The organism is Pseudomonas sp. THAF187a, assembly GCF_009363395.1.
Lineage (GTDB): Bacteria > Pseudomonadota > Gammaproteobacteria > Pseudomonadales > Pseudomonadaceae > Aquipseudomonas > Aquipseudomonas khazarica.
Map to the genome: position 1 here is coordinate 4643399 of NZ_CP045349.1, position 24705 is coordinate 4668103.

General features: G+C 66.8%; 21 protein-coding genes. 9 read left to right on the forward strand and 12 right to left on the reverse strand.

The window, feature by feature from the left end; genetic code table 11:
• Nucleotides 1–63 precede the first annotated feature (63 nt).
• The 3 genes from FIV02_RS21700 to FIV02_RS21710 form a co-directional block, all read right to left on the reverse strand.
• Entirely contained in the window at nucleotides 64–1359 is a 1296-nt protein-coding gene (locus tag FIV02_RS21700; RefSeq protein ID WP_037056035.1) for a TRAP transporter large permease, read from the reverse strand.
• Nucleotides 1349–1825 carry a TRAP transporter small permease gene (locus FIV02_RS21705; protein WP_037056038.1) on the reverse strand — a complete coding sequence of 159 codons (477 nt, stop codon included), beginning with the start codon at nucleotides 1823–1825 and terminating at the stop codon, nucleotides 1349–1351. Before FIV02_RS21705 ends, FIV02_RS21700 begins: the two co-directional genes overlap by 11 nt.
• 159 nt (nucleotides 1826–1984) lie before the next feature.
• A complete protein-coding gene (locus FIV02_RS21710) occupies nucleotides 1985–2986 on the reverse strand; it encodes a DctP family TRAP transporter solute-binding subunit (RefSeq protein WP_152489757.1) in 1002 nt (333 codons plus the stop codon).
• A gap of 297 nt (nucleotides 2987–3283) precedes the next feature.
• Here FIV02_RS21710 and FIV02_RS21715 point away from each other — a divergent pair, with 297 nt between their 5' ends.
• From FIV02_RS21715 to FIV02_RS21735, 5 genes are all read left to right on the forward strand, one after another.
• On the forward strand, nucleotides 3284–4744 hold the full coding sequence (locus FIV02_RS21715) for a sigma-54-dependent Fis family transcriptional regulator (protein WP_152489758.1): 1461 nt from the start codon (nucleotides 3284–3286) through the stop codon (nucleotides 4742–4744).
• A gap of 724 nt (nucleotides 4745–5468) precedes the next feature.
• Nucleotides 5469–6854 carry a GntP family permease gene (locus FIV02_RS21720; protein ID WP_037056042.1) on the forward strand — a complete coding sequence of 462 codons (1386 nt, stop codon included), beginning with the start codon at nucleotides 5469–5471 and terminating at the stop codon, nucleotides 6852–6854.
• A gap of 124 nt (nucleotides 6855–6978) precedes the next feature.
• Nucleotides 6979–8538 (forward strand): acyl CoA:acetate/3-ketoacid CoA transferase, encoded by a 1560-nt coding sequence (locus FIV02_RS21725; protein ID WP_152489759.1) that lies wholly within the window; start codon nucleotides 6979–6981, stop codon nucleotides 8536–8538.
• Between the two features lie 158 nt (nucleotides 8539–8696).
• Nucleotides 8697–10031, forward strand: a complete 1335-nt coding sequence (locus FIV02_RS21730) for a hypothetical protein (protein WP_152489760.1) — start codon at nucleotides 8697–8699, stop codon at nucleotides 10029–10031.
• Between the two features lie 152 nt (nucleotides 10032–10183).
• Complete coding sequence (locus FIV02_RS21735; RefSeq protein ID WP_152489761.1) at nucleotides 10184–10741, forward strand: NADPH-dependent FMN reductase; 558 nt, start codon at nucleotides 10184–10186, stop codon at nucleotides 10739–10741.
• A 63-nt stretch (nucleotides 10742–10804) separates the two neighbouring features.
• Here FIV02_RS21735 and FIV02_RS21740 read toward each other — a convergent pair whose 3' ends face one another.
• The 3 genes from FIV02_RS21740 to FIV02_RS21750 are packed head-to-tail and all read right to left on the reverse strand — an operon-like array spanning nucleotide 10805 to nucleotide 13363.
• Nucleotides 10805–11506: a type 1 glutamine amidotransferase gene (locus tag FIV02_RS21740; RefSeq protein ID WP_152489762.1), complete on the reverse strand. Its 702-nt coding sequence runs from the start codon at nucleotides 11504–11506 to the stop codon at nucleotides 10805–10807.
• Nucleotides 11506–12651, reverse strand: a complete 1146-nt coding sequence (locus FIV02_RS21745; protein ID WP_152489763.1) for an aspartate aminotransferase family protein — start codon at nucleotides 12649–12651, stop codon at nucleotides 11506–11508. The genes FIV02_RS21740 and FIV02_RS21745 overlap by 1 nt, the downstream gene beginning before the upstream one ends.
• The gene (locus FIV02_RS21750; protein WP_134676467.1) at nucleotides 12644–13363 is read right to left on the reverse strand and encodes an MOSC domain-containing protein; all 720 of its coding nucleotides are present in this window, start codon (nucleotides 13361–13363) and stop codon (nucleotides 12644–12646) included. Before FIV02_RS21750 ends, FIV02_RS21745 begins: the two co-directional genes overlap by 8 nt.
• A gap of 102 nt (nucleotides 13364–13465) precedes the next feature.
• Between FIV02_RS21750 and FIV02_RS21755 the strand changes: the two genes are divergently transcribed.
• The 4 genes from FIV02_RS21755 (at nucleotide 13466) to FIV02_RS21770 (ending at nucleotide 16990) form a co-directional block, all read left to right on the forward strand.
• Nucleotides 13466–14353, forward strand: coding sequence for a LysR family transcriptional regulator (locus FIV02_RS21755; RefSeq protein ID WP_037056049.1), 888 nt, complete (start codon nucleotides 13466–13468; stop codon nucleotides 14351–14353).
• Between the two features lie 83 nt (nucleotides 14354–14436).
• On the forward strand, nucleotides 14437–15036 hold the full coding sequence (locus FIV02_RS21760; protein WP_047592507.1) for a TetR/AcrR family transcriptional regulator: 600 nt from the start codon (nucleotides 14437–14439) through the stop codon (nucleotides 15034–15036).
• Nucleotides 15014–15892 carry an alpha/beta fold hydrolase gene (locus FIV02_RS21765; protein ID WP_047592504.1) on the forward strand — a complete coding sequence of 293 codons (879 nt, stop codon included), beginning with the start codon at nucleotides 15014–15016 and terminating at the stop codon, nucleotides 15890–15892. Before FIV02_RS21760 ends, FIV02_RS21765 begins: the two co-directional genes overlap by 23 nt.
• Nucleotides 15893–16330: 438 nt before the next feature.
• A complete protein-coding gene (locus FIV02_RS21770; RefSeq protein ID WP_037056052.1) occupies nucleotides 16331–16990 on the forward strand; it encodes an endonuclease in 660 nt (219 codons plus the stop codon).
• Between the two features lie 62 nt (nucleotides 16991–17052).
• Here FIV02_RS21770 and hutC read toward each other — a convergent pair whose 3' ends face one another.
• The 6 genes from hutC to hutI all read right to left on the reverse strand — a co-directional run bounded on the left by hutC (nucleotide 17053) and on the right by hutI (nucleotide 24698).
• Nucleotides 17053–17763 carry a histidine utilization repressor gene (gene hutC, locus FIV02_RS21775; protein WP_037056053.1) on the reverse strand — a complete coding sequence of 237 codons (711 nt, stop codon included), beginning with the start codon at nucleotides 17761–17763 and terminating at the stop codon, nucleotides 17053–17055.
• Between the two features lie 128 nt (nucleotides 17764–17891).
• A complete protein-coding gene (gene hutH, locus FIV02_RS21780; protein ID WP_037056054.1) occupies nucleotides 17892–19433 on the reverse strand; it encodes a histidine ammonia-lyase in 1542 nt (513 codons plus the stop codon).
• A complete protein-coding gene (hutU, locus tag FIV02_RS21785; RefSeq protein WP_152489764.1) occupies nucleotides 19430–21100 on the reverse strand; it encodes a urocanate hydratase in 1671 nt (556 codons plus the stop codon). Before hutU ends, hutH begins: the two co-directional genes overlap by 4 nt.
• Nucleotides 21101–21139: 39 nt before the next feature.
• Entirely contained in the window at nucleotides 21140–22465 is a 1326-nt protein-coding gene (locus tag FIV02_RS21790; RefSeq protein ID WP_152489765.1) for a YjiH family protein, read from the reverse strand.
• A gap of 93 nt (nucleotides 22466–22558) precedes the next feature.
• On the reverse strand, nucleotides 22559–23497 hold the full coding sequence (gene hutG, locus FIV02_RS21795) for a formimidoylglutamase (protein WP_134676463.1): 939 nt from the start codon (nucleotides 23495–23497) through the stop codon (nucleotides 22559–22561).
• Entirely contained in the window at nucleotides 23487–24698 is a 1212-nt protein-coding gene (gene hutI / locus FIV02_RS21800) for an imidazolonepropionase (RefSeq protein WP_152489766.1), read from the reverse strand. The genes hutG and hutI overlap by 11 nt, the downstream gene beginning before the upstream one ends.
• Nucleotides 24699–24705 lie beyond the last annotated feature (7 nt).

Sequence of the window (24705 nt, forward strand, 5' to 3'; positions counted from 1 at the left end):
CCCTCAGTGGTGCGCAGCCCCCCGCTGCGCACCATCTGCCAACTATAGACGCTGTCGCGCCTTTTACACCGCGTAGCCCAGCACTCGCGGCAACCACAGGGCGATTTCCGGGAAGATCGCCACCAGCAGCAGCGCACTGGACATCACCACCACGAACAACGCGGCCCAGCCCACGGTCTGCTCGAGGCGGATCTTGGCGACCTCGGCCGTGACCATCAGGTTGATCGCCACCGGAGGGGTGAACTGGCCGATGGCGATGTTCATCGCCAGCAGGATGCCGAACCACACTGGATTCCAGCCGAAGTGCTGCATCACCGGGATGAGGATCGGCATCAGGATCAGGTAGATGGAAATCGCATCGAGCAGCATGCCCGCCAGCAGCACGGCGAGCATCACCAGTGCCAGCAGTACCCAGCCGTTGTCCGACAGCGAGATCAGCCACTCGGCCAGGTGGCGGAAGGTGCCGAGCATGGTGCCGGCCCAGGCGAAGATGCCGGCCAGGGCGATGATCAGCATGACCACCCCGGAGATCACCGCCGCCTCGCCACACAGGCGCCAGAGGCCGCGCCAGTCCAGCTCGCGGGTGAGGAACAGGCCGACCAGCACGCCGTAGGTGACACCGGCCACCGCCGCTTCGGTCGGGGTGAACAGGCCGCTGCGCAGCCCACCGAGGATCAGCACCGGAGCGAACAGCGCCGGCAACGCCTGCTTGAAGCTTTCTCCCAGTGCCGGGCGCTCACCCTGCTCCGGGGACTCCCAGCCGTAGCGACGCGACAGCAGCCAGGCCGGCAGCAGCAGCACCAGGCCGGCGATGATGCCGGGGAACAGGCCGGCGGCGAATAGCGCGCGCAGGTCCACGCCGGGCACCACGATGGAGTAGAGGATCAGCGCGATCGACGGCGGGATCAGGATCGCCGTGGACGCCGAGGCGGCGATCAGGGTGGCCGAGAACGGCTTGGGATAGCCTGCCCGGGTCATGCTCGGCAGCATCACCATGGCCACCGCAGCGGCATCCGCCGGACCGGAGCCGCTCATGCCGCCCATGATCAGGCACACCAGCACCGCCACCAGCGCCAGGCCACCATGACGCGGGCCGATCAGCGCCTGGGCGAAACGCACCAGGCGCAAGGCCACGCCGGCCTTCTCGAACACCAGGCCGGTGAGGATGAACAGCGGAATGGCGATCAGCGGGTACTTGGCCACGCCGTTGTAGGTGTTGGTACCCAGGGTGGCGAGCATGTCCGGCGACAGCCCGGCGATGATGCCGATGGCGCCGGACAGCCCCAGGGCAAAGGCCACCGGCACACCGAGCGCCAGCAGCACGACGAAGCTGAGGATCAACCAGAGATCAGGGCTCATCGCTGATCCTCCCACGCAGGCGATCCAGGGTCATCTGGCTCAGCCGCACGAACACCAGCAGCGCCAGGATCGGCAGCCACACCACGTACCACCAGTTGGGCAGGCCGAGCCCCGGCGACTGCGACTCCCACTGGTATTCCTCCCAGGCGAACTGGCCACCGAACCAGCACACCAGCCCCAGTACCAGCACGCCGGCCAGCCACTGCAGCAGGATCAGCGGCGTGCGCAGGCGCGGGAACAGGCGCTCGAGCAGGCCGATACGGATGTGCCGATTGCTGCGCATGGCCACGCTGGCACCGGCGAAGGTCAGCACCACCAGCAGGAACACCGAGATTTCCTCGGTGAACGCGAAAGAAGCATCGGTGAAATAACGCACCACGACGTTGGCCAGGCTGATCAGACTGATGATCACCAGGGCCAGGGTGGCGAGCGCGCGCTCCAGTGGCGCGTCGACTTGCTTGCTCATAAGAACCTCGAACGACCGGCTTGGCGTGATCCAGCAGAAGAGCGGCCCTCTCCCCCAGCCCCTCTCCCATGAACGAGAGAGGGGAGCGGATCGGTGTCGCGCGACATATCTGCCGCACCACGCCGCAAAGCCCTTGGGCTTGCGGTCAGATGAAACGGATCAGGGCTGGGCCACGGCCTTGCGCGCGGCGTCCATCAGCGCATCGCCGATACGCGGTGCCCATTTCTCTTGCACGCTGGCAGTGGCCTCGACGAACGCGGCACGCTCGGCCTCGCTCAGTTCGATCACCTCTACGCCACGCTCGCGGATGTCTGCCAGACGCTGGTCCTGGGCATTGCGCGACAGCTCGATCTCCCACTTGCCGGCATCGCGTGCGGCCTGGCTGAGCAGCTCGCGGTCGGCTTCCGGCATGGCTTTCCAGACGCGCTGGTTGACCGCGAAGATCAGCGGGTCGGCCATGTAGTTCCACAGGGTCAGGTACTTCTGGCCTACCTGGTCGATCCGCGCCACGTCGAACACCGACAGCGGGTTTTCCTGGCCGTCCACCGCACCGGTGGTCAGCGCCGGCTTGGCGTCGGCCCAGCTCATCTGCGTGGGGTTGGCGCCGAGGGCGGTGAAGGTGTCCTGGAACAGCGGCGAGCCGACCACACGGATCTTCAGGCCCGCCAGATCGGCTGGGCTGCGTACCGGCTTGGCCGAATTCGACAGCTGACGAAAGCCGTTCTCGCCCCAGGCCAGCGGCACGATGCCGCGCTGCTCGATGGCGGCGAACGCCAGCTTGCCGCCTTCACCCTGGGTGATGGCGTCGAGGTCGGCGTCGTTCTGCATCAGGAACGGCAGGGAGAACAGGTTGAGTTCCGGGACCTGCGGCGACCAGTTGATGGTCGAACCCACGGCCATGTCGATCAGGCCGGAGCGCATGGCGGAGAACTCCTTGGTCTGGTCGCCAGCCACCAGTTGCGCATTGGGGTACACGCGCAGGGTGATGCGCCCTTCGGAGCGTTCGTTGACCAGGTCGGCCCACTTCTGTGCGGCCTGGCCCCAGGGGAAGGCATCCGACAGGACCGTGGACACGGAATATTCGCGTGCCTGCGCGGTGGCGCACAGGGCAGTCAGCGCAGCGCCGGCGGCGAGCGCGGAAAAGAGTCGCTTGAGTTTCATCGGGGCGTCCTTGTATGGATCTTGGTCGTTGTCGTTGTGGCACCGGGCAAGGGTGCGGATCCAGCGGCGAACGGGTGGCTCGCCTGGCGCGCCAGGTTGGCACGCGAGAGGGACACGGCAGGTGTCACGACTGCCGGGCTGGCCTTGTGGGCGATCGGCAGGTGCCAGCGGGTTACGCATAGCCGCCTAACTATTCCAGAAGCGCGCGCCGAATGCCATTGTCCGATGTCCGTCGACGTTGCCCGCTGGCAGCGCCGCCAACCATAATCAGCGGCTTGTGACTTCGGATATTCGCCCATGGCCATCTCTCGCGACGACCTCGACCAGCACGGCCTGATCATCGGTGTGTCGCCCGAGCGTTTTCGCGCGGTGGCCATGCCGCTGCTGTTCGACCACCTGAACGCCCAGTGCGAGGGCACCATCGCGGTCAATCGCCAGGCGCGCATCGTCTGGATCAACGACAAGTACGCGCAGAAGGTCGGCATCGCCGATCCGCGTACCGCACTGGGCAAGGAGATCGAGGAAGTGCTGCCGGCCAGCCGCCTGCGCGAGGTGGTCGAGAGCGGCCAGCCGAGCATGCTCGACCTGATGGCCTTCGGCAGCGAACACTTCGTGGTCACCCGCATCCCGCTGCGCGACGAGGACGGTACCCTGGTCGGTGCGCTGGGTTTCGTCCTGTTCGACCGCGCCCGCCATCTCAAGCCGCTGATGGCCAAGTACAACAACCTGCAGAGCCAGTTGCTCGCCACCCAGCACGAGCTGGCCAAGGCCCGTCGGGCGCGCTACACCATCGCCGGGTTCATCGGCGCCAGCGCCGCGGCCAGCGAGGTCAAGCGCCAGGCCCGGCGCGCCGCGCAACTGGACGCCACGGTGCTGATCAGGGGCGAGACCGGCACCGGCAAGGAGCTGCTGGCCCAGGGCATCCACAACCTGTCGCCACGGGCCAACGGCCCCTTCGTCGCGGTCAACGTCGCCGCGATACCGGAAACCCTGGTCGAGGCCGAGCTGTTCGGCACCGCACCGGGCGCCTTCACCGGCGCCGAGCGCAAGGGGCGCATCGGCAAGTTCGAGGTGGCCAACGGCGGCACGCTGTTCCTCGACGAGATCGGCGACCTGCCGCTGCCGTTGCAGGCCAAGCTGCTGCGTGTGCTGCAGGAACAGGAGGTCGAGCCGCTCGGCTCCAACCAGGTCAAACCGCTGAACGTGCGGGTGATCGCCGCCACCCATATCGACCTTGAGGCCAAGGTCGCCGCCGGGCAGTTCCGCGACGATCTCTACTACCGCCTCAACGTGCTGGCCCTGCGCGTGCCACCGCTGCGCGAACGGGCCAGTGACATCCCCGCACTGATCGAACACCTGCTCGATGACCTGGCCAACCGTTCCGGCCTGGCGCCGCTGGAACTGACGGACGACGCACTGGCCCTGCTCTGCGCCCAGCCCTGGCGCGGCAACGTGCGAGAGCTGCGCAACCTGCTGGAGCGGGCGCAACTGGCGCTGGATGGCCGCCTGGATGATGAAACCCTGCGTAGCCTGCTGGTGGACCCGGTAGCGCCGAGCGAGCCGGTGCCCGTTGCGCCGGTGGTGGCGAGCCCGGCGAGGACGCTGGCCGAACAGCTGGCGCAGGTCGAACGCCAGGCGCTGCAGGCGGCACTCACGGCCGCCGACGGCAACCGCCAGCAGGCCGCCGAACGCCTGGGAATATCCCGCGCCGGGTTCTACGCCAAGCTGGCGCAGCATGGGCTCGGACGCAGGGACTGAGCGGACCAGCTGTGGGGGCGGTCACTGGCGGGTTGCACCCGCCCTACGCATTTGGCGTATGCACCCGCCCGACACAGTCACCGTAGGAGCGGCTTCAGCCGCGATACTCTCTCGCAATCTTTCGCGGCTGAAGCCGCTCCTACAGATATCGTTGCCGACCGCAGGTGCGTAGCCCGGATGAAATCCGGGGAGCAGACACCACGATGACCCCGGATTGCATCCGGGCTACGGTACTTCAGAGAGTCGGCCGTTGGCGGGTTGCACCCGCCCTACGCATTTGGCGTATGCATTCACCGTAGGAGCGGCTTCAGCCGCGATGCTCTTTCGCCCCCCTTCGCGGCTGAAGCCGCTCCTACAGAGATCGTTGCCAACCGCAGGTACGTAGCCCGGATGAAATCCGGGGGCAGGCACCACGGCAGCCCCGGATTGCATCCGGGCTACGGAGCCACCAAGCATCCAGATTTCTGGAATACCCACCCGCAAAAGTCCATAAATCTGGACCAAATCCATAAATCTGGACACTCATTCACCAACATCCACCACGCCCCTGCCTGCCAAACCCGCCTGAAATCCCCCAGCTACAGGCCTCTGCGCCCTTTCGACCAAAGTCTCACCCGAGACTGGCACGACTCTGGCTCTATAGCCGTCAAGGGCGCACTGCCGCACACGCGCCTGCTCATACAACGGCCCAGCGCCGCTAGAACAACAACAAAAGGAATCACCCATGGGTACCCTCGGTATTCTGCTGTCGCTCGCATTGTTGATGTACCTCGCCTATCGCGGCATCAACGTCCTCATCCTCGCCCCGCTCCTGGCCCTGCTGGCACTGCTGTTCGCCGGCGACATCGGCCTGCTGCTGCCCACCTACACCCAGGTGTTCATGAAGGCCATGGGCGGCTACGTGATCCAGTTCTTCCCGTTGTTCCTGCTGGGCGCCCTGTTCGGCAAGTTGATGGACGACTCCGGCTCGGCGCGCGCCATCGCCCACGGCATCGTCGCCAAGGTCGGCAGCGAGCGTGCCATCCTGGCCATCGTGCTGGCCTGCGGCATCCTCACCTACGGCGGCGTGTCGCTGTTCGTGGTGGCCTTCGCCGTGTACCCGATCGGCGCCGCGCTGTTCCGTGAAGCGGGCATTCCCAAGCGCCTGATCCCCGGTGCCATTGCCCTCGGCTCGTTCACCTTCACCATGACCGCGCTGCCCGGTACGCCGGCGATCCAGAACGCCATCCCCAATCCCTTCTTCGGTACCGACGCTTTCGCGGCGCCGGGCCTGGGCGTGATTGCCGGGCTGATCATGTTTGGCCTCGGCACCTGGTGGCTCACCGCACAGTCGCGCAAGCTGATGGCGGCAGGCGAAGGCTACGGCGAACACCGTGACGATCCGGTCGTCGAGGAGCGCCGCGACATTCCCGGCTTCTGGCTGGCGCTGCTGCCGATCTTCGTGGTGATCGGCCTGAACTTCCTGATGGCCAAGCAGATTCTCCCGGCGGTGGACACCAGCTACCTGGCCAAACCGGAGTTCGGCGGTCTGCAGGATGCCAGGTCGCTGATCGGCATCTGGTCGATCATCGTCGCCCTCGGCGTGGCCATCGTGCTGCTCATCGGCCTGCACTGGAAGCGCTGGATGGACCTGAAGAAGAGCGTCAACGACGGCGCCTTCGGCTCCATGCTGCCGATCCTCAACACCGCCGCCGAGGTGGGCTACGGCACGGTGATCGCATCGCTGGCCGGCTTCGTCGTCATCCGTGACCTGGTGCTGGGCGTCTCGAGCAACCCGCTGATCTCCGAAGCGGTGGCGGTGAACATCCTCGCCGGCATCACCGGCTCGGCGTCCGGCGGCATGTCCATCGCGCTGAAGACCCTCGGCGAGCAATACCTGACCCTGGCCACCGCCGCCGGCATCAGCCCCGAGCTGCTGCACCGCGTCGCCGCCATGGCCTCCGGCTGCATGGACACCCTGCCGCACAACGGCGCGGTGATCTCGCTGCTGGCGATCTGCAAGCTCACGCACCGCGAGTCGTACAAGTTCATCTTCGTCAACACCGTGGCCTTCCCGATGATGGCCCTGGCCGTGGTGATCACCCTGGGCACCCTGTTCGGCAGTTTCTGACGAGGCAGGTGAAGCCTGCACTCAGGCACGGAGAGTTCGCGTACAGCGGTACGCAGCCCTCCCCGCCTGGGCGCAGGCAGCTCCCCGTAGCGCAATGTGTTCAATCGTTTTTCGAGTACCCGCCATGAGCAAGATCATGACCGCCGCCGCCGCCGTGGCGCGCATCCCGGACAACGCCAACCTGGCCACCGGTGGTTTCGTCGGCATCGGCTTCGCCGAGCAGATCGCCATCGCCCTGGAACAGCGTTTTATCGCCGAGCAGGCGCCACGCGACCTGACCCTGGTGTACGCCGCCGGGCAAGGCGACGGCAAGGGTCGCGGCCTCAACCACCTGGCCCACGAGGGCCTGGTGCGCCGTGTGATCGGTGGCCACTGGGGCCTGGTGCCGGGGCTGCAGAAGCTGGCCGTGGACAACCGCATCGAGGCCTACAACCTGCCGCAGGGGGTGATCTCCCAGCTGTTCCGCGACATCGCCGCCGGCAAGCCGGGGCAGCTGTCCCGTGTTGGCCTGGGCACCTACGTCGACCCGCGGCATGGTGGCGGCAAGCTCAACGCGCGCACCACCACCGACCTGGTGCGGCTGCTGCCCATCGACGGCGAGGACTACCTGTTCTACCCCAGCTTTCCGGTGCATGTCGGCGTGGTCCGCGCCACCAGTGCCGATGCCGACGGCAACCTCAGCTTCGAGCGCGAGGCGCTGACCATCGAGAGCCTGGCCATCGCGATGGCCGCGCGCAACAGCGGCGGCCTGGTCATCGCCCAGGTCGAGCGCGTGGTCGAACGTGGCTCGCTCAACCCGCGCCAGGTGAAGATTCCCGGCATCCTGGTGGACTGCGTGGTGGTGGCCGAACCCGCCAACCACCAGCAGACGTTCGCCACCGCCTACAACCCGGCCTTCGCCGCAGAAACCCGGGTACCGGTGAACAGCCTGGCGCCCATGCCGCTGGACGTGCGCAAGCTGATCGCCCGCCGTGCGGCGCTGGAGCTGCAGGCCGGGGCGGTGGTCAATCTCGGTATCGGCATGCCCGAGGGCGTCGCCGCTGTGGCCGCCGAAGAAGGTGTGATCGAGCGCCTGACGCTCACCGCCGAACCCGGCGTGATCGGTGGCGTGCCGGCCTCGGGCCTGGATTTCGGCGCCGCCAGCAACCACAGCGCGCTGCTCGACCAGCCCTACCAGTTCGACTTCTATGACGGCGGTGGCCTGGACATCGCCTTCCTCGGCCTGGCCCAGGCCGACGCGGCGGGCAACCTCAACGTGTCCAAGTTCGGTTCGCGCCTGGCCGGTGCCGGTGGCTTCATCAACATCAGCCAGAACGCCAAGCAGGTGGTGTTCGTCGGCACCTTCAGCGCCGGCAAACAGGACATCCGCATCGAGGATGGCCAGCTGCGCATCGTCGAGGATGGCGACGTGCGCAAGTTCGTCAGCGAAGTGGAACACCGCACCTTCGCCGGCCAGCTGGCCGCCGAGCGTGGCCAGCCGGTGCTCTACGTCACCGAACGCTGCGTGCTGCGCCTGACCCGTGCGGGCCTGGAACTGATCGAGGTGGCACCGGGCGTGGACATCGACCGCGACATACTCGCGCGCATGGACTTCGCCCCCATCGTGAACCAGCCCAGGCTGATGGATGCACGACTGTTCAGGCCCGAGCCCCTCGGGCTGGCCCACTCACTGGGCACTCTTTGAGCGTGAACTTGCGGGCCTGAACGGGCCCGTTTTTTTGCCCGGAGCTCACTGGCCGATCGCCATTGGCAACCCGAGTCACGCTGTTGAGACGTCGCGATTGCATGCTCGACTGCCCACTGGCATGGTTGCGCCTCCCTCATGAACAAGGACCGTTTCCGATGAGCCTGCCCGCCCCCACTCCGCTCGTATTTTGCACCAACCCTCTCGAAGACGATCTGCCATTCAAGGCCTGGTCCGATCTGTCGCTGGAGATCGACGGTCAGCCCGAGGACAACGAAAACCTGCTGAACCTGGCCGGTTATCTCGTTCGTCAGGCTCTGGCCGACCAGCACCCTGAACGCATCAAGCATCCACGCGACATCGATTCAGTGCTCTATGGCTTACGGGCCCACGTGCAACTGCATTCCGGTGGCAGCTTGGATTTGGGCGAAAGAAATCCGGATGCTGAAGTAAAGGCGCATCAGGTAACGCCGGGCCTGATCATCGGCAAGATGCTTATCGCGGCCAACGAACCTGGCTGCGTCGGGCTCGAGGAATTGCATGAACGCCTTAACCCCGTCAATGCGGCGGGCAACCTTCTGAGCAAACTGCAGGCGTCGGATCTGCCGCCCACGAGTCTGATCTGCGCACTACTGCCGGGTATGACCATCACCCTGACCCCCGCCTTTTCCGACAGTCAGACCCTGACGTACCCGAGCCATCTGGAGATCCATCAGGAACAGCTCAAGCAGGCAGAACTGGCTGGCCTGCCGCAGGAACGCTGTGAAATCGTCCTAGACGGCGAGTGCCTGGATGATACCCAACCGGCATACGGCATCGCCTATGAGACCCTCTCGCTCCTGTTGCTCCTGCTTCGCCAACGAGCACACGAAAGCGAGCAGCCCGATCTATCCGAGCGCCAGCAGGAATGGGAGCGGGTGCGCCTGGTCATCGGCAGCGACCTGCACTATGAGGCGAATTACGTGCTCGATCCCAAGACATACAAGCCAGCCTATGGGCACCCCGTACGCTGCCTGAAGCTGTCGGGCACACAACGACTGATGCTGCCAGCCAATCTCGACCTACCCGCTCTTGAGCAGATATGGGACGCACTGGTGCACGAATCGATGCACGTCGAGTGGCAGCGACTTCTGGCGAGCAAGGAGATCGAAGACCAAGCCGTGATGATCACCCTAGAGGTGGGCTGCAAGCTGGAGATACTCGCCAGAGACGCCAACCAGCAACTGCATGTTCTGGAGAGCTACCGCGACAACGAATTGCTACCCGCGAGCGTTGAGCAGACAACAGAAGAAATCACTACGGCCCCCGCTCTGGAACCCGAGCCGGATTCCGTGCAAGCGCAGCCATTGGTGACTGATGCGGCAAAGGTCGAACAACAGGCAACACCCGCTGTTGGCGAGCGAAAGCGTCCGCGCCAGTCCGGCAGCTACGGCCCTCTGGCACTGGCCGCCGTGGTCGTTGCAACGCTGGCAGCGATTCTGATCAGAGGCTGAGTGCAACACAGCCAGCCTGACATTCGTCGAGGCTGGCTGCTGGCGGCCTGTTGCGCCGCCTCGGCGAATGACCCCACACGCACCCGGCACCGCCTGAAACATCCGGGGTCTATAGTGGTGATTCCTTCCTCACCACGCCTTCTGGAGTACACATGAGCAAGACTTACAATGTCGCCGTACTGGTCGGTAGCCTGCGCAAGGCCTCCATCAACCGCAAACTGGCCCTGGCCCTGGCCGACCTGGCACCCGCCTCGCTGAACCTGGAGATCGTCGAGATCGGCGACCTGCCGCTGTACAACGAAGACGCCGATGGCGACAGCGCACCCGCTACCTACGCGCCTTTTCGCAGCAAGCTGAAGGCAGCCGACGCAGTGCTGTTCGTCACCCCCGAGTACAACCGTTCGATCCCTGGTGCGATGAAGAACGCCATCGACGTCGGTTCGCGCCCCTACGGCCAGAGCAGCTTCAGCGGCAAGCCCGGCGCCGTGCTCAGCGCCTCACCCGGTGCCATTGGCGGCTTCGGCGCCAACCATCATCTGCGCCAGTGCCTGGTGTTCCTCGACGTCCATGTGCTGCAGCAGCCGGAGGCCTACCTTGGTGGCGCCGGCAGCTTCTTCGATGACAACGGCAACCTCAGCGAAGGCATCAAGCCGTTCCTGCAGAAGTTCATCGACGCCTACGCGGCCTGGGTCGCGAAACAGGTCGGCTGACGGCAGAAGAAAACACGCCCCGGCGGTAGAACGGGGCGTCGCGACAGACTCGCAAAAGGGTGTTCAGGTCATGTGGGCATGAGCACCCGAGAGGTAATCGAGCACGCGAAACAGCGTGGCGTTGGCCGAGGCGGCGTGCGGCGCGCCGTCACGAATGGCGGCGATGTCCTGTGCAGTGGAGCGTCCCGGTTCGGCCGCGTCCTGCTGCAGGCGCTCGTCCAGGCTGGCGCCGTTGCACTCCAGCTGACACAGCAAACCGATGGCCCGCTCCTGCCAGACGAAGCCCTGCAGCTCGGCGACGGGCGAGCCGTACAAGGCGATGGCACCGTGCGGCAGGCTGCAGGTCTCGCGCTGCCAGTGCAGCGCCAGCAAACGCGGCGGCAGCATGCGCCCGAGCGGTGACTGGCGTGACGACGCGCATTTCTCCAGCTGCCACCAGCCGACCTGCACGTCCGTATCGGCATGCTGGATACGTGCGCCCAGCGCTTCGGCCAACAGCAGGGCTCCCAGACCACTGCCGAAGACCCGCTTGCGCGCCAGCAAGGCACGGTGGATCAGGCGCTTCTCGGCGGACATCCACAGGTGATGGCGCTCGTCGTGCACGCTCAGCGCACCGTCGAGCAGCATCAGCAGGTCGAACTCATCCAGCCCCGGCAGCGGGGCGCCAGCGTACAGCCGGCGCCAGCTGACCTGGTGCCCGTCCAGCCAGCGGTCCAGCGCCGCAGGGCCGGCACTGGGCGCGTGTTGCAGCAGCGCGATACGCATCAGGCGACCTCCTCACAGCGCTGTTCGACTCGTCGCAATGCCCGGCCCAGACGCCTGAGCATCTCCTCGACATTGCCATGGCTCACCGTCAGGGCCGGCGACAGGCGCAGGCACTCGTCACCCGCCATCCCCAGCAGCAGCCCCTGCTCCCGGGCCGCCTGCTGCACGACGCGCGCACGCTGTCCGATCAATGGCAGGCCGAGCATCAGCCCGTGCCCCCGCAGCGGCCCATGAGCATGACGCCGCGCCAGATGGGCCAGCCCCTCGCGCAGGTGTTCGGCCACCTCACGTGTCTGCGCGAAGAAGCTGCCATCGAGCACGGCACCCAGCACCGCGACACCGGCCACCGTCAGCAATGCCTCGCCCGGACAGGCCTGCGGCAGCGCATCGGCAGCCGCGTTGGCGATCCGCCCACGCGCCAGCACGGCCGCCAGCGGCAGGCCGCCCGCCAGGGCACTGCCCAGCGTGAATAGGTCGGCGCGCACGCCGTACAGTTCCTCGGCCAGCAGTGCGCCACAACGTCCCATACCACTGCTGCTTTCATCGAGGATCAGTACGGCGCCCTGCTCGCGGCATAGCCGCTGCGCGCCTTGCAGGTATTCCAGTGTCGCTGGCACCACGCCCCTGGCGAGCTGCAGCGGCTCGATCAGCACGGCGGCGCAGCGCAGGTCGACCACCGCCGCCAGGGCCTCGAGGTCATTGAAGGGGACGCGCAGCACACGCGTCGCCCCGAGCTGCGCGGGCAGCTCGACGTGGCTGCCGTCGAGCACTACCAGGGTGTCGGCGGCGGGGTTCTGTTCCGCCGCCCATTGCAGTGCCAGGCGCACCGCCAGCCCGTTGGCTTCGACCGGGCCGCTGCAGAACGCCACGCGTTCGCTGCCGGTCGCCTCGCACAGGCGCGCCGCCAGCTTGAGCTGACCACGGCTGCAGTACTGGCGACCGGGACTGACCAGCAGTTCGGCCTGCCGCCGCAGTGCATCGAGCAGCAACGTCGGGCTGTGCCCCAGGCTGTTGCCGCCCATGCCCTGCTCGAAATCCAGATAGGCCCTGCCTTCGGCATCCCACAGCCAGGAACCCTGGCCGCGCACGAACACCGGCGCGGCACGTTCACCCATCAACTGCAGGCGCGCCATGCTGTCACGCATAACGACGCCCACCCTCGGCCACCACACCCTCCAGCGGCACACCCTGCAGGCGTGCCGACCAGTCCTCCAGGCGCCCGCTGCGCAGGCGCTGCGCCGCGATCTCGCGCCAGCGTGCGGAGAGCGCCGGGCACAGTTGCAGCTGCTGCAGGCCGGCGCGCTCCATGGGGAAGTGGTAGAAATGCTGCAGCGCCTGCGCCACGCTGAGGCTCGGGTAGCTGCGCTGGACCAGCTCGAAGGGCATCTCGGCACTGACGAACCCTGGCCTGAGCACGCGGTAGAACCAGCCGCAGCGGCCACTGTCCTGTACCGCCCTGGCCAGTTCCGGGTTGGCTCCCGGGCGGTTGAGGCGATAGCAGGGCGAACGCGGCTGGCTCACCTGCAGCAGCACGTCACCCCAGCGGAAGATATCGCCGATGCACACCTGCTCCTCGCTCAGCCCGCGGCTGGAAAGGTTTTCCCCGAAACTCGACAGCGGCCACTGCAGCTCGGGGTGATGCGAGCGCCAGTAGGCATAGTGCTCGCTCGGCAAGTGGTGCAAGGCGCGCTCCGGCCCGCCATGGAAGCGTGCGTCGCCCTGTTCGTCCTGGCCCAGCCCCTGGGGCCACAGCCACAGACGGTGCTCAGCCCGCTGCTTGCAGCGCGCGGCACTGAGGCCACCGCCAATATCTTCAGCTTTACCTATGAATACACCCAGGATCTCGACCTGCTTCACCGACCGCTCCGGCCTTATCGGCTGTTGATCATGCCGCTAGACTAGGGAGCATCGGACCATTTTGACATTTCGATTTCCCTGCTTGATTCATAATTAGAACTTATGGATTTTCGCCAACTCCGCTATTTCGTCGCGCTCTACGAGGAAGGTCACGTCGGCCGTGCCGCCGAGCGCCTGAGCATTTCTCAACCGGCGCTGTCGCAGCAGATCCGCCAGCTGGAAGGCGATCTGGATGTCGGCCTGTTCCAGCGCAATGGCCGCCGCCTGCTGCCGACGCTCGCCGCGCATACGCTGTACAACCACGCGGTGCCGCTGCTGGACGGCATGGAGCGGGCCCGCGAGGCGTTGCGCAGCTTTCGTGGGCCGGGGCCGCGCAGTCTGTCCATCGGCGTGTTGCAGACGGTCAATGCCAGCCTGGTGCCGCTGCTGCTGGAGCGCCTGCAGCAGGCGCAGCCACAGCTGGTGGTGAAGCTCTTCGAGCTGTCCGGCGTGGACATCGAGCGGCGCCTGCTCAGCGGCGGTCTGGACATCGGCATCGGCTTCCTGCCGCCGCGCCAGCCGGGCCTGCACAGCCTGGCGTTGTATGAGGACGAACTACAGCTGGTGGTGCAGGACGATCATCCGCTGCGCGACTTCCGCAAGGTCTCGCTGAGCCAGGCGGCGGAACTGCCGATGCTGCTGCTCGGCGAAGAGTTTCGCGTACGCCAGATCTGGCAGGAACAGCTCGCCCTGCTCGGTCGCCGGCCCCAGGTGCAGGCCGAGCTGAACCACATGAACGGCATCCTCGACAGCCTGCCGCACACCACGCTGGCCAGCGTGCTGCCGGGCCGCGCGCGGCAGATGCACGCCCATCACGGGCTGCTCTGGAAGCCCCTCAGCGAGCCGCGCATCCCCCTGCAGGTGGGCCTGGTCTACCGCGACGCACAGCGCCAGCAGGCGATGATCGACCTGCTGCGCAGCGCACTGGACGGCGCCTGGGAAACACCCTGACCTCAAGCGTGATTGCCGATATGCCCTCACCCACGGCCTGAATGACACTCGCTACTAGACCGACCGGTCTACATAATTCAGCCATGAACAAGAGCACACGTGACAAGCTGATCGACGCCATGATCGACGCCCTGCAGCGCAAGGGCCTGCATGGTGTCGGCCTGAGCGAACTGCTGGCCAGCGCCGGCGCTCCCAAGGGCAGCCTCTACCACCACTTTCCGGGCGGCAAGAGCGAACTGGCGGTCGCCGCCATCGAACGCGTCGGCCAGCGCGCGGAGAAGGCCTTCGCCACGCTCTTCGAGCGCCAGCCCGACCCGCTCGATGCCCTGGCCACCTGGCTGCACGGCGCCCTCGACCAGTTGCAGGGCAGCGCTTTCGAGAGTGGCTGCCCGCTGGCCGCCGTGGCCCTGGAAAGCGGCCCGGCCGACAGCGAGATTCGTGCAGCCCTGGCCAACGCCTTCAGCGCCATTCGCCAAGCCCTGCAACAGCAGTTGCAACGCCACGGCTACCCGCAACCGGAGGGGCTCTCCGCCCTGTTCGTCGCACTCTACGAAGGCGGCCTGCTGCAAGCACGCGCCGCCGACAGCAGCGAGCCACTGAAACAGGCCGCTACCACCCTGCTCCACCTGACCCGCCAGCAGCACACGGAGGCCAGCCAGCATGACCGCTCCCATTCGCAGTGAAACCCTGTCCCTGCTCGCCCTCGACGACTACCCGTTGACGGCGACGCGCTACCACGCCGAACAGCCGCACGCGCAACTGCTGATCGCCGGTGCCACCGGCGTGCCGCAGGGTTTCTACCGGCGCTTCGCCGAGCATGCCGCGCGCCGCGGCTTCAATACCCTGACCCTGGACTACCGTGGCGTCGGCCAATCCAGGCCCGCTACTCTGCGCGGTTTCGAGATGGATTATCTGGACTGGGCGCACCTCGACCTGGCTGCGGCAGTCGACCAGCACCGGCATGCCGAACGGCCGCTGTACATGATCGGCCACTCGTTCGGCGGGCACGCCTTCGGCCTGCTGCCCAACCATGATCAGGTCGCCGGCTTCTACACCTTCGGCACCGGCGCCGGCTGGCATGGCTGGATGCCCAGGGCCGAGCAGGTGCGGGTGCTGGCCATGTGGCGGCTGATCGGCCCGCTGATGACGCGCTACAAGGGCTACCTGGCCTGGAGCAAGCTGGGCATGGGTGAAGACCTGCCAATGGGCGTCTACCGACAGTGGAAACGCTGGTGCCGCTACCCGCGCTATTTCTTCGACGACCCGCAGATGCCGGGCCTGGCCGAACGCTTCGCCCAGGTCGTCACCCCCGTGACGGCACTCAATACGCTCGATGACCTGTGGGCGCCACCGGCCTCACGCGACGCCTTCATGGCCGCCTACGTCAATGCGCCGTACCAGGCGCGCACGCTCGATTCCCAGGCCGAGGGGCTGGGCAATGTCGGTCACATGGGCTACTTCCGTCCGGCCGCGCAGCGCCTGTGGGACGAGACGCTGGACTGGTTCGAGCAATTGCAGGCCGAGCGGCAGGCGGCGTGAGCGCCACGCGACGGCGCTGTCGCTGCGTCAGCGCGCGACGATTGCCGTTGCGGAAAGTCGAAAGCCGGAAAAAAGAAAACCCCGCGATTGCGGGGCCTTGCAGACTGTTGTCCTGACATCCTTGATCTGCTCACCGTCCTGGTGGCTGTCCAGTGTGTCCCTGTTCGTTTGTGCGCTTCCTGCGCTGAATCCATGGAAGAAGAGTACGCCCGTACCTGAAACACCGACAGTGGTGATAATCGGGACATCATGTAAGCCATGACTTACACGCTTTCACCCCGCAGTTGAGGCCACGCTGCGGCGCCCGTTGCTACGCGCCCCAGGGTCCGTTGCGCACCTTGCAAGTGCTGGCGCAATGCCTCGTGCTTTTGTGACGCACGTCTTGCTAGACTTCACTTTGTCCTACAAGAAACCTCCCCCGGCAATGGCAGCCAAAGCATGCGTACGGTCATCCTGTTTCTGGGTTGCCTGGCAACCTGCGTCAGCGTTTCCGCTCTGGGCAGCGGGCAAAGTCAGTTGGGCAACGTCAAGCAAGCCATCGACCAGGCGTTCTGGCAGAGCCTCTATGGCAATGGCGGCACTACGCTGTATTGCGGCAAGGCGTTCGAGAGTGGCGGCGGCGCACTCACCGCCAGCCCGATCTACAGCAGCAAGCAGCTCAAGAGCGCCATGCGCTGCGTGACCGATCGTCAATGCACGATCATGAACCCGCGCTATCCCTACATCGCCGCCGACCTGCACAACCACTACCCGGCCCTGACCCGGGTGGAGCTGGTCAGACGCAATGCGCAGTTCGGCGAGCTGGGTGACGATGTATCGAGCAAGTTCGCCGATATCGGCTGCGACATGAAGAACAGCTTCCAGCTGGTCGAGCCGCGCGACGAAGCCAAGGGCAATATCGCCCGGGCGATCTTCTACATGCACGTGGAATACGATCTGCCCATCGTCGGTCTGATACCGATGTTCAAGGCCTGGCACCGCCTGGACCCGCCCGATGCCGACGAGAGGGCGCGCAACGACAGGATCGAGGTGCTGCAAGGCACGCGCAACCGCTTCATCGACGACCCGGACCTGGTGGATCAGTTGATCGGCGACTGAGCCGACGCAGTGGCAAGCGCCTTGAGCGCGACAGGACGGCTGCGGATCGCCTGGTCCGGCGCCTAGCTTCTGCGCTTGTGCAGCGAACGCAGCTTGTAGCGCTCGCCCGGATGGATCAGGCGCGCATAGCTGATCAGATGGTCACCCGACCAGGTTCGCCGAATCACGCTCAGGCAGGGCATGGCGGGGTCGATCTGCAACTGCTCGGCGGTACGCGCATCCACCAGCACGGCCTCGACCACATGCTCGACATCGGACATCGGGCTGCTCGCCACCAGCACCTCGTTGGGCGTGCGCTGGCTGAAGTCGGTCTGCAGGTAGTCCGGCACCCAGCGCGGATTGACGAAGCGATCCTCCAGCTGGATCGGCAGGCCATCCTGCAGGTGCACCAGCACGCTGTGAAACACCTCGGCCCCCAGGCGCACGCCCAGGCGCAAGGCGACCTCGTCGTCCGCCGCGATGGCCTCGCAGCGCAGCACCTGGTTGGAATAGGCATGGCCGCGACCACGCACTTCACTGGCGATGTTCATCACCTCGTGCAGCGGCGATTCGGCCTTGCGGTCGGTGACGAAGGTGCCCAGACCGGCCTGGCGTACCAGGTAGCCCTTCTGCACCAGATTCTGGATCGCCTTGTTGGCGGTCATGCGGCTGACGGAGAAATCGCGGGCCAGCTGCTCTTCCGGCGGAATCTGGTGATTGACCGGATAAGCACCGCCGTGAATGCGTTCGAGCAGAAAATCCTCGATGGCCTTGTAGCGCGGGGTGGTGGTCACGAAAGCTCCTTGGTGAATCCGGCTGCGCGGATGATAACGCGACAACCGCCGTTCGCTGTAGGAGCCGGCTCGCCGGCGCCAGGCGTGTGGGCCTGATCGCCTGCGAGCGGGCTCCTACAGGGCCTGGATCAGCCCACGGAAGGCAGCATCCCGGCCGGCAGCAGGGGCGTCAGCACGCGTTCGGCCAGCAGCTCGTTGGCCGCGGCGATGTCCGGCGCGAAGAAGCGATCCTCGACGTAGTACGGTACCTCGCCGCGCAGGATTTCCCGCGCCTGTTCCAGCGCCGGGGTGCTCTTCAGGCCTTCGCGGAAGTCCAGGCCCTGGCAGGCGCCCAGCCACTCGACGGCGAGCACGCCACGGGTGTTGGCGGCCATTTCCCACAGGCGCTTGCCGGCGCCGGGTGCCATCGACACATGGTCTTCCTGGTTGGCCGAGGTCGGCAGGCTGTCGACGCTGTGCGGATGGGCCAGGGCCTTGTTGTCGCTGGCCAGCGCGGCGGCGGTGACCTGGGCGATCATGAAGCCGGAGTTGACCCCGCCATTGGCCACCAGGAACGGCGGCAGCTGCGACATGTGCTTGTCCATCATCAGCGAGATACGACGCTCGGACAGCGAACCGATTTCGGCGATGGCCAGGGCGATGTTGTCGGCGGCCATGGCCACCGGCTCGGCGTGGAAGTTGCCACCGGAGATGACTTCGCCTTCGGCGGCGAACACCAGCGGGTTGTCCGATACCGCGTTGGCCTCGACGCCCAGCACCTCGGCCGCCTGGCGCAGCTGGGTCAGGCAGGCGCCCATGACCTGCGGCTGGCAGCGCAGCGAATACGGGTCCTGCACCTTGTCGCAGGCCTCGTGGGAGCGGCCGATCTCGCTGCTGTCGCCGAGCAGGTGACGGTAAGCCACGGCGGCATCGATCTGTCCGCGCTGGCCACGGGCAGCGTGAATGCGCGCATCGAACGGCGACCGCGAACCGAGCAGCGCCTCGACGCTGAGCGCGCCGCAGACGCTGGCAGCGGCGTACAGGTCTTCACCCTCGAACAGCCCGCGCAGGGCATAGGCGGTGGACACCTGGGTGCCATTGAGCAGGGCCAGGCCCTCCTTGGCGGCCAGGGTCATCGGCTCCAGGCCGGCCACGGCCAGCGCCTCGGTGGCCGACAGCCACTCGCCCTTGTGCCGTGCCTGGCTCTCGCCGAGCAGCACCAGGGACATGTGCGCCAGTGGCGCCAGATCGCCGGAGGCGCCTACCGAGCCCTTGAGCGGAATGTGCGGGTAGACCTCGGCGTTGACCAGGGCGATCAGCGCGTCGATCACCTTGCGCCGGATGCCGGAGAAACCGCGCGCCAGGCTGTTGATCTTCAGCACCATGATCAGGCGCACCATGGCGTCGCTGAGCGGCTCGCCGATACCGGCCGCGTGCGACAGCACCAGCGAGCGCTGCAGTTTTTCCAGGTCATGGCTGGCGATGCGGGTCGAGGCCAGCAGACCGAAGCCAGTGTTGATGCCATAGGCGGTGCGTCCCTCGGCGATGATGCTTTCGACGCAGGCGACGCTGGCGTCGATCGCCTGATGGGCGCTCGGGTCCAGGGTCAGGCGCACCGGAGCCTGGTAGACGGTGCGCAGGTCGGCCAGGGTCAGCTGGCCAGGGTTCAGGTTCAGGGCAGTCACGTTCATTCTCCTTTGCCGATCATCGGCAGGTTCATACCCTGCTCGCGGGCACAATCGATGGCGATCTGGTAACCGGCATCGGCGTGACGCATTACACCAGTACCGGGGTCGTTGGTCAGCACACGGGCGATACGGGCGGCGGCCTCGTCGGTACCGTCACAGACGATCACCACGCCGGAGTGCTGGGAAAAGCCCATGCCCACGCCGCCACCATGGTGCAGCGACACCCAGGTGGCACCGCTGGCGGTGTTGAGCAGGGCGTTGAGCAGCGGCCAGTCGGACACGGCATCGGAGCCGTCGGCCATCGCCTCGGTCTCGCGGTTGGGGCTGGCCACCGAACCGGAGTCGAGGTGGTCGCGGCCGATCACCACTGGCGCGGACAGCTCGCCACTGCGGACCATTTCGTTGAACGCCAGGCCGAGCTTGGCACGCAGGCCCAGGCCGACCCAGCAGATGCGCGCCGGCAGGCCCTGGAAGCTGATGCGCTCGCGGGCCATGTCCAGCCAGCGATGCAGGTGCTCGTCGTCCGGGATCAGTTCCTTGACCTTGGCGTCGGTCTTGTAGATGTCCTCGGGGTTGCCGGACAGCGCCGCCCAGCGGAACGGGCCGACACCACGGCAGAACAGCGGACGGATATAGGCCGGCACGAAGCCCGGGAAGTCGAAGGCGTTGGCCACGCCCTCTTCCTTGGCCATCTGGCGGATGTTGTTGCCGTAGTCGAAGGTCGGCACGCCCATCTTCTGGAAATCGAGCATGGCCTGCACGTGCACGGCCATCGACTGCTTGGCCGCCTTGACCACTGCGGCCGGGTCGGTGGCGGCGCGATCCTTGTACTGTTCCCAGGTCCAGCCGATCGGCAGATAGCCATTGAGCGGGTCGTGGGCGCTGGTCTGGTCGGTGACCATGTCCGGGCGCACGCCACGCTTGACCAGCTCCGGCAGGATCTCGGCGGCGTTGCCCAGCAGCGCGACGGAGATGGCCTTGCCTTCGGCGCAGTACTTGGCGATACGCGCCAGGGCGTCGTCGAGATCGCTGGCCTGCTCGTCGACGTAGCGGCTGCGCAGGCGGAAGTCGATGCTCGACTGCTGGCACTCGATGTTCAGCGAGCAGGCACCGGCCAGGGTCGCGGCCAGCGGCTGGGCGCCGCCCATGCCGCCGAGACCGGCGGTGAGTACCCAGCGGCCCTTGAGGTTGCCGTCGTAGTGCTGGCGACCGGCCTCGACGAAGGTCTCGAAGGTGCCCTGGACGATGCCCTGGCTGCCGATGTAGATCCAGCTGCCGGCGGTCATCTGGCCGTACATGGCCAGGCCCTTGGCATCCAGCTCGTTGAAGTGTTCCCAGGTGGCCCAGTGCGGCACCAGGTTGGAGTTGGCGATCAGCACCCGCGGCGCGTCCTTGTGGGTGCGGAACACGCCGACCGGCTTGCCCGACTGCACCAGCAGGGTTTCGTCGTCGTTCAGCTCCTTCAGGGTTTCGACGATCTTGTCGAAGCATTCCCAGTTGCGCGCGGCACGGCCGATGCCGCCGTACACCACCAGTTCCTTGGGATTCTCGGCCACGTCCGGGTCGAGGTTGTTCATCAGCATGCGCAGCGGCGCTTCGGTCAGCCAGCTCTTGGCATTCAGTTGGGTACCGCGCGGGGCGCGGATTTCGGTGTCGCGGAACTTGGTCATGTTGCGGGCTCCTGGGGAGAACGGGTTAGTCACGGGCGGTCAGAGCCAGCCCAGAAATTGTGCGAGGTACGCCAGGGGGATGGCGAACAGCAGGCTGAGCAGGGTGCGCTGCAGCCAGATCAGCAGCAGTTGCCCCAGGCTCAGGGGAATCCGCGTGGCCAACACGCAGGGAATCGAGGCGGAAAGGAACAGTACGCTGCTCACCGAGACGATGGCGGTGACGAACTTGACCAGCACATCGGCGTCCTTGAGCAGCATCGCCGGCAGGAACATTTCCGCGAGGCCGGAGGACAGGGCGCGGGCCACCTGCATCGGCTCGTCCAGACCGAACAGCCAGATCAGCGGGTAGAGCAGCACGCCGAGGGCATCGAACAGCGGCGTGTACTTGGCCGCGAGCAGCCCGAGCAGGCCGACGGCGAGGATGCTCGGCAGGATCGCGGCGGTCATGCGCAGGCCGTCGACGAAAGTCTCGCGCAGCGCGCAGAGCAACGATGGCGCGCTGCCCGCCTGCTCCAGGCCGGCCCGCCAGGCACTGCCCAGGCGGCTTTCACCGGCCTGCAGCTGCGCCTCGGGAATGGCCTCGGATGGCAACCGCGAGAGCGGGTAGATGCGCGCGCTGACCGCAGTCACGCTGAAGGTCACGGCCATGGCTCCCCAGAAATACAGGTTCCACTGCCCCATCAGGCCCAGGGTCTTGGCGATGATCACCATGAACGGCGCGGACACGGTGGAGAAGCCGGTGGCGATGATCGCCGCCTCACGCACGCTGTAGTGCCCCTGCTGATACATGCGGTCGGTGATCAGCAGGCCCACCGAGTAGCTGCCGACGAACGACGCCACGGCATCGATGGCCGACTTGCCGGGTGTCCGCCAGATCGGCCGCATCACCGGTTGCATCAGCACGCCGATCAGCTCGAGCAGGCCGAAGCCGATGAGGAACACCAGGGCCAGCGAGCCCAGCGGCACGATCAGTGCCAGGCTGAGCACCAGCTTGTCGAACAGAAACGGCAGCATGCCCGGCTGGTACAGCGCCTGCGGCCCGAGCTGCAGCAGGTAGGCCAGTCCGATCAACAGGCCGAATACCTTGAGGACGCTGAACGCGGTGTGGGTCAGGCTCCTGCGCCAGCTGCCGTCGAGCCAGGGCGCCAGCGCGCCGTAGAGCATGAACAGCAGGGCCAGGCCGATCACCAGCGGACGCGCGTGCAGTTGCAGGGCGCTGGCGGCGTGGTCGAGGAGGATGGTCGAGCGCCCGCCGATGTCGAACGGTACGAAGAACAGCAGCAGGCCGATCAGGCTGTAACCCAGCAGGCGCGCCAGGGCACGCGGGCGCGACACGCTGCCGCTCAGTGACAGGGGTTCAGACATGGCGCGGCTCCTGGCCGCTGCGGCGGGCGATGACGTACATGGGAGGTTCCTCGTAGTTGTTGTTGTGCGAGAAAGCGTCGGGGTGGCGCCTGCTCAGAGACTGAGCAGGTGAATCAGGCGCGCCGCCGCCTTGGCGGTACGGTTGTCGATGTCGTGGTTCGGGTTGAGCTCGGCGAAATCCACCAGGCGCAGCTTGCCGCTGCGCTTGAGGCCTTCGAGCAGCGGCTCGAGCAGCGCCAGCGGGACCCCGCGCGCGGCCGGTGCGCTGACGCCCGGCGCCTCGCAGGCGGGCAGCACGTCGATATCGATGGTCAGGTACAAGGCGTCGCAGTCGGCGAGGAAGGTCTCCAGCTCGGCTGCGATGGCGGCCAGGCCGGCCTCGCGCATCTCGTGGTCCTCGCGCACCAGCACGTTCAGCTCGGCGGCGCGGGAGAACAGCGCGCGGGTATTGCTGGCTCGGCTGACGCCCAGGCAGGCGTAGTGGAACGGCCAGCCACGGGCCTGGCACTGCTCGGCGATCTGCGCGAAGGGCGTACCCGAGGACTGCACATGCGCCGGATCGCGCAGGTCGAAATGCGCGTCGAAGTTGACGATGCCGATCTTCGGCGCCGTCTTCCGTCCGGCGAAATGCTCGGCCAGGCCGGACCAGCTGCCGAAGGCCACCTCATGGCCGCCACCGAGCACCAGCGGCAGGTGCCCGGCCTCCAGCAGCGCGCAGACGCCACGCGCCAGGCGCGCCTGGGCGGCGGCCAGGTCGCCGTCCTCGCAGATCACGTCGCCGGCGTCGAAGGCCGGCGCTTCACGGTGCCAGGCCAGGTTGGCCAGAGCCTTGCGCAGGGCCAGCGGCCCGCCGGCGGCGCCGACGCGACCATGATTGCGTCGCACGCCCTCGTCGCAGGCGAAGCCGAGCAGGGCCAGGCCTGGCTCGCGGGCCTCGGCCAGCGGCTGGATGCGCTGGTGCCAGCGCGGGCTGTCCGGCTCGGGGTCGATACGGCCGGTCCAGGCGTCGAGGGAGAAACGATCAGCGAGCATGGGTGATGACTCCGTTGAAAATGCGCTGGCGCAGGCGCCCGCTCTGCACCGCGTAGGCCAGCTCGGCCGGGTGCTGGATGTCCCACAGACACAGGTCCGCCGCTGCGCCGACGGCGATCCGTCCCAGCTCGGGCAGGCCGAGGGCGCGGGCAGCATGAGCGGTCATGCCGGCCAGGGCTTCACGCGGGGTCAGGCGGAACAGGGTGCAGGCCAGGTTGGCCATCAGACTCGGCATGCAGATCGGCGAGGTGCCGGGGTTGGCGTCGCTGGCCACGGCCATCGGCACCTGGTACTGGCGCAGCAGGTCGATGGGCGGTAACTGGGTTTCGCGCAACACGTGGAAGGCGCCGGGCAGCAGCACGGCAACGGTGCCGGCCTCGGCCATGGCTCGCACGCCGGCCTCGTCGAGGTATTCGATATGGTCGGCCGACAACGCGCCGTAGCGCGCGGCCAGGGCGCTGCCACCGAGGTTGGACAGCTGCTCGGCATGCGCCTTGATCGCCAGGCCGTGCGCCTGGGCGGCCTGGTAGATGCGCTCGCACTGCGCCGGGGAAAAACCGATGCCTTCGCAGAACACATCCACCGCGTCGGCCAGCCCTTCGCCAGCGGCGGCCGAGATCATCTCGTCGCAGACCAGGCTCACGTAATCATCGGCGCGCCCGGCGTATTCCGGAGGCAGCGCGTGGGCCCCCAGCAGCGTGGTGGTGACGCGCACCGGGCGCAGCTCGCCGAGACGACGGGCGACACGCAGCATCTTCAGCTCGTCGCTCAGGGTCAGGCCATAACCGGACTTGATCTCCACGGTGGTCACGCCATCGGCGAGCAGCGCGTCGAGACGCGGCAGGCTGGCGGCGAGCAGCGCCTCCTCGCTGGCTTCGCGAGTCGCGCGCACGGTGCTGAGGATGCCGCCGCCAGCCTTGGCGATCTCGGCGTAGCTGACCCCTTCCAGGCGCTGCTCGAATTCACCGGCGCGGTCGCCGGCGTAGACCAGGTGCGTGTGACAGTCGACCAGGCCCGGCGTCATCACCCCACCCAGCCCCGCTTCGACGGCGCCCTGGGCGTCCGCTTCGGCGAACGCCCGCGACGGCCACATGCCGGCCACGCGACCGTCGTCGACGCGCACGGTCATCGCCTCGTCCAGCAGCGCCTGGCCATCGAAGACCTGAACGTCGCGCCACAGCTGTTTCGAATTGGAATGCATCGGCCAG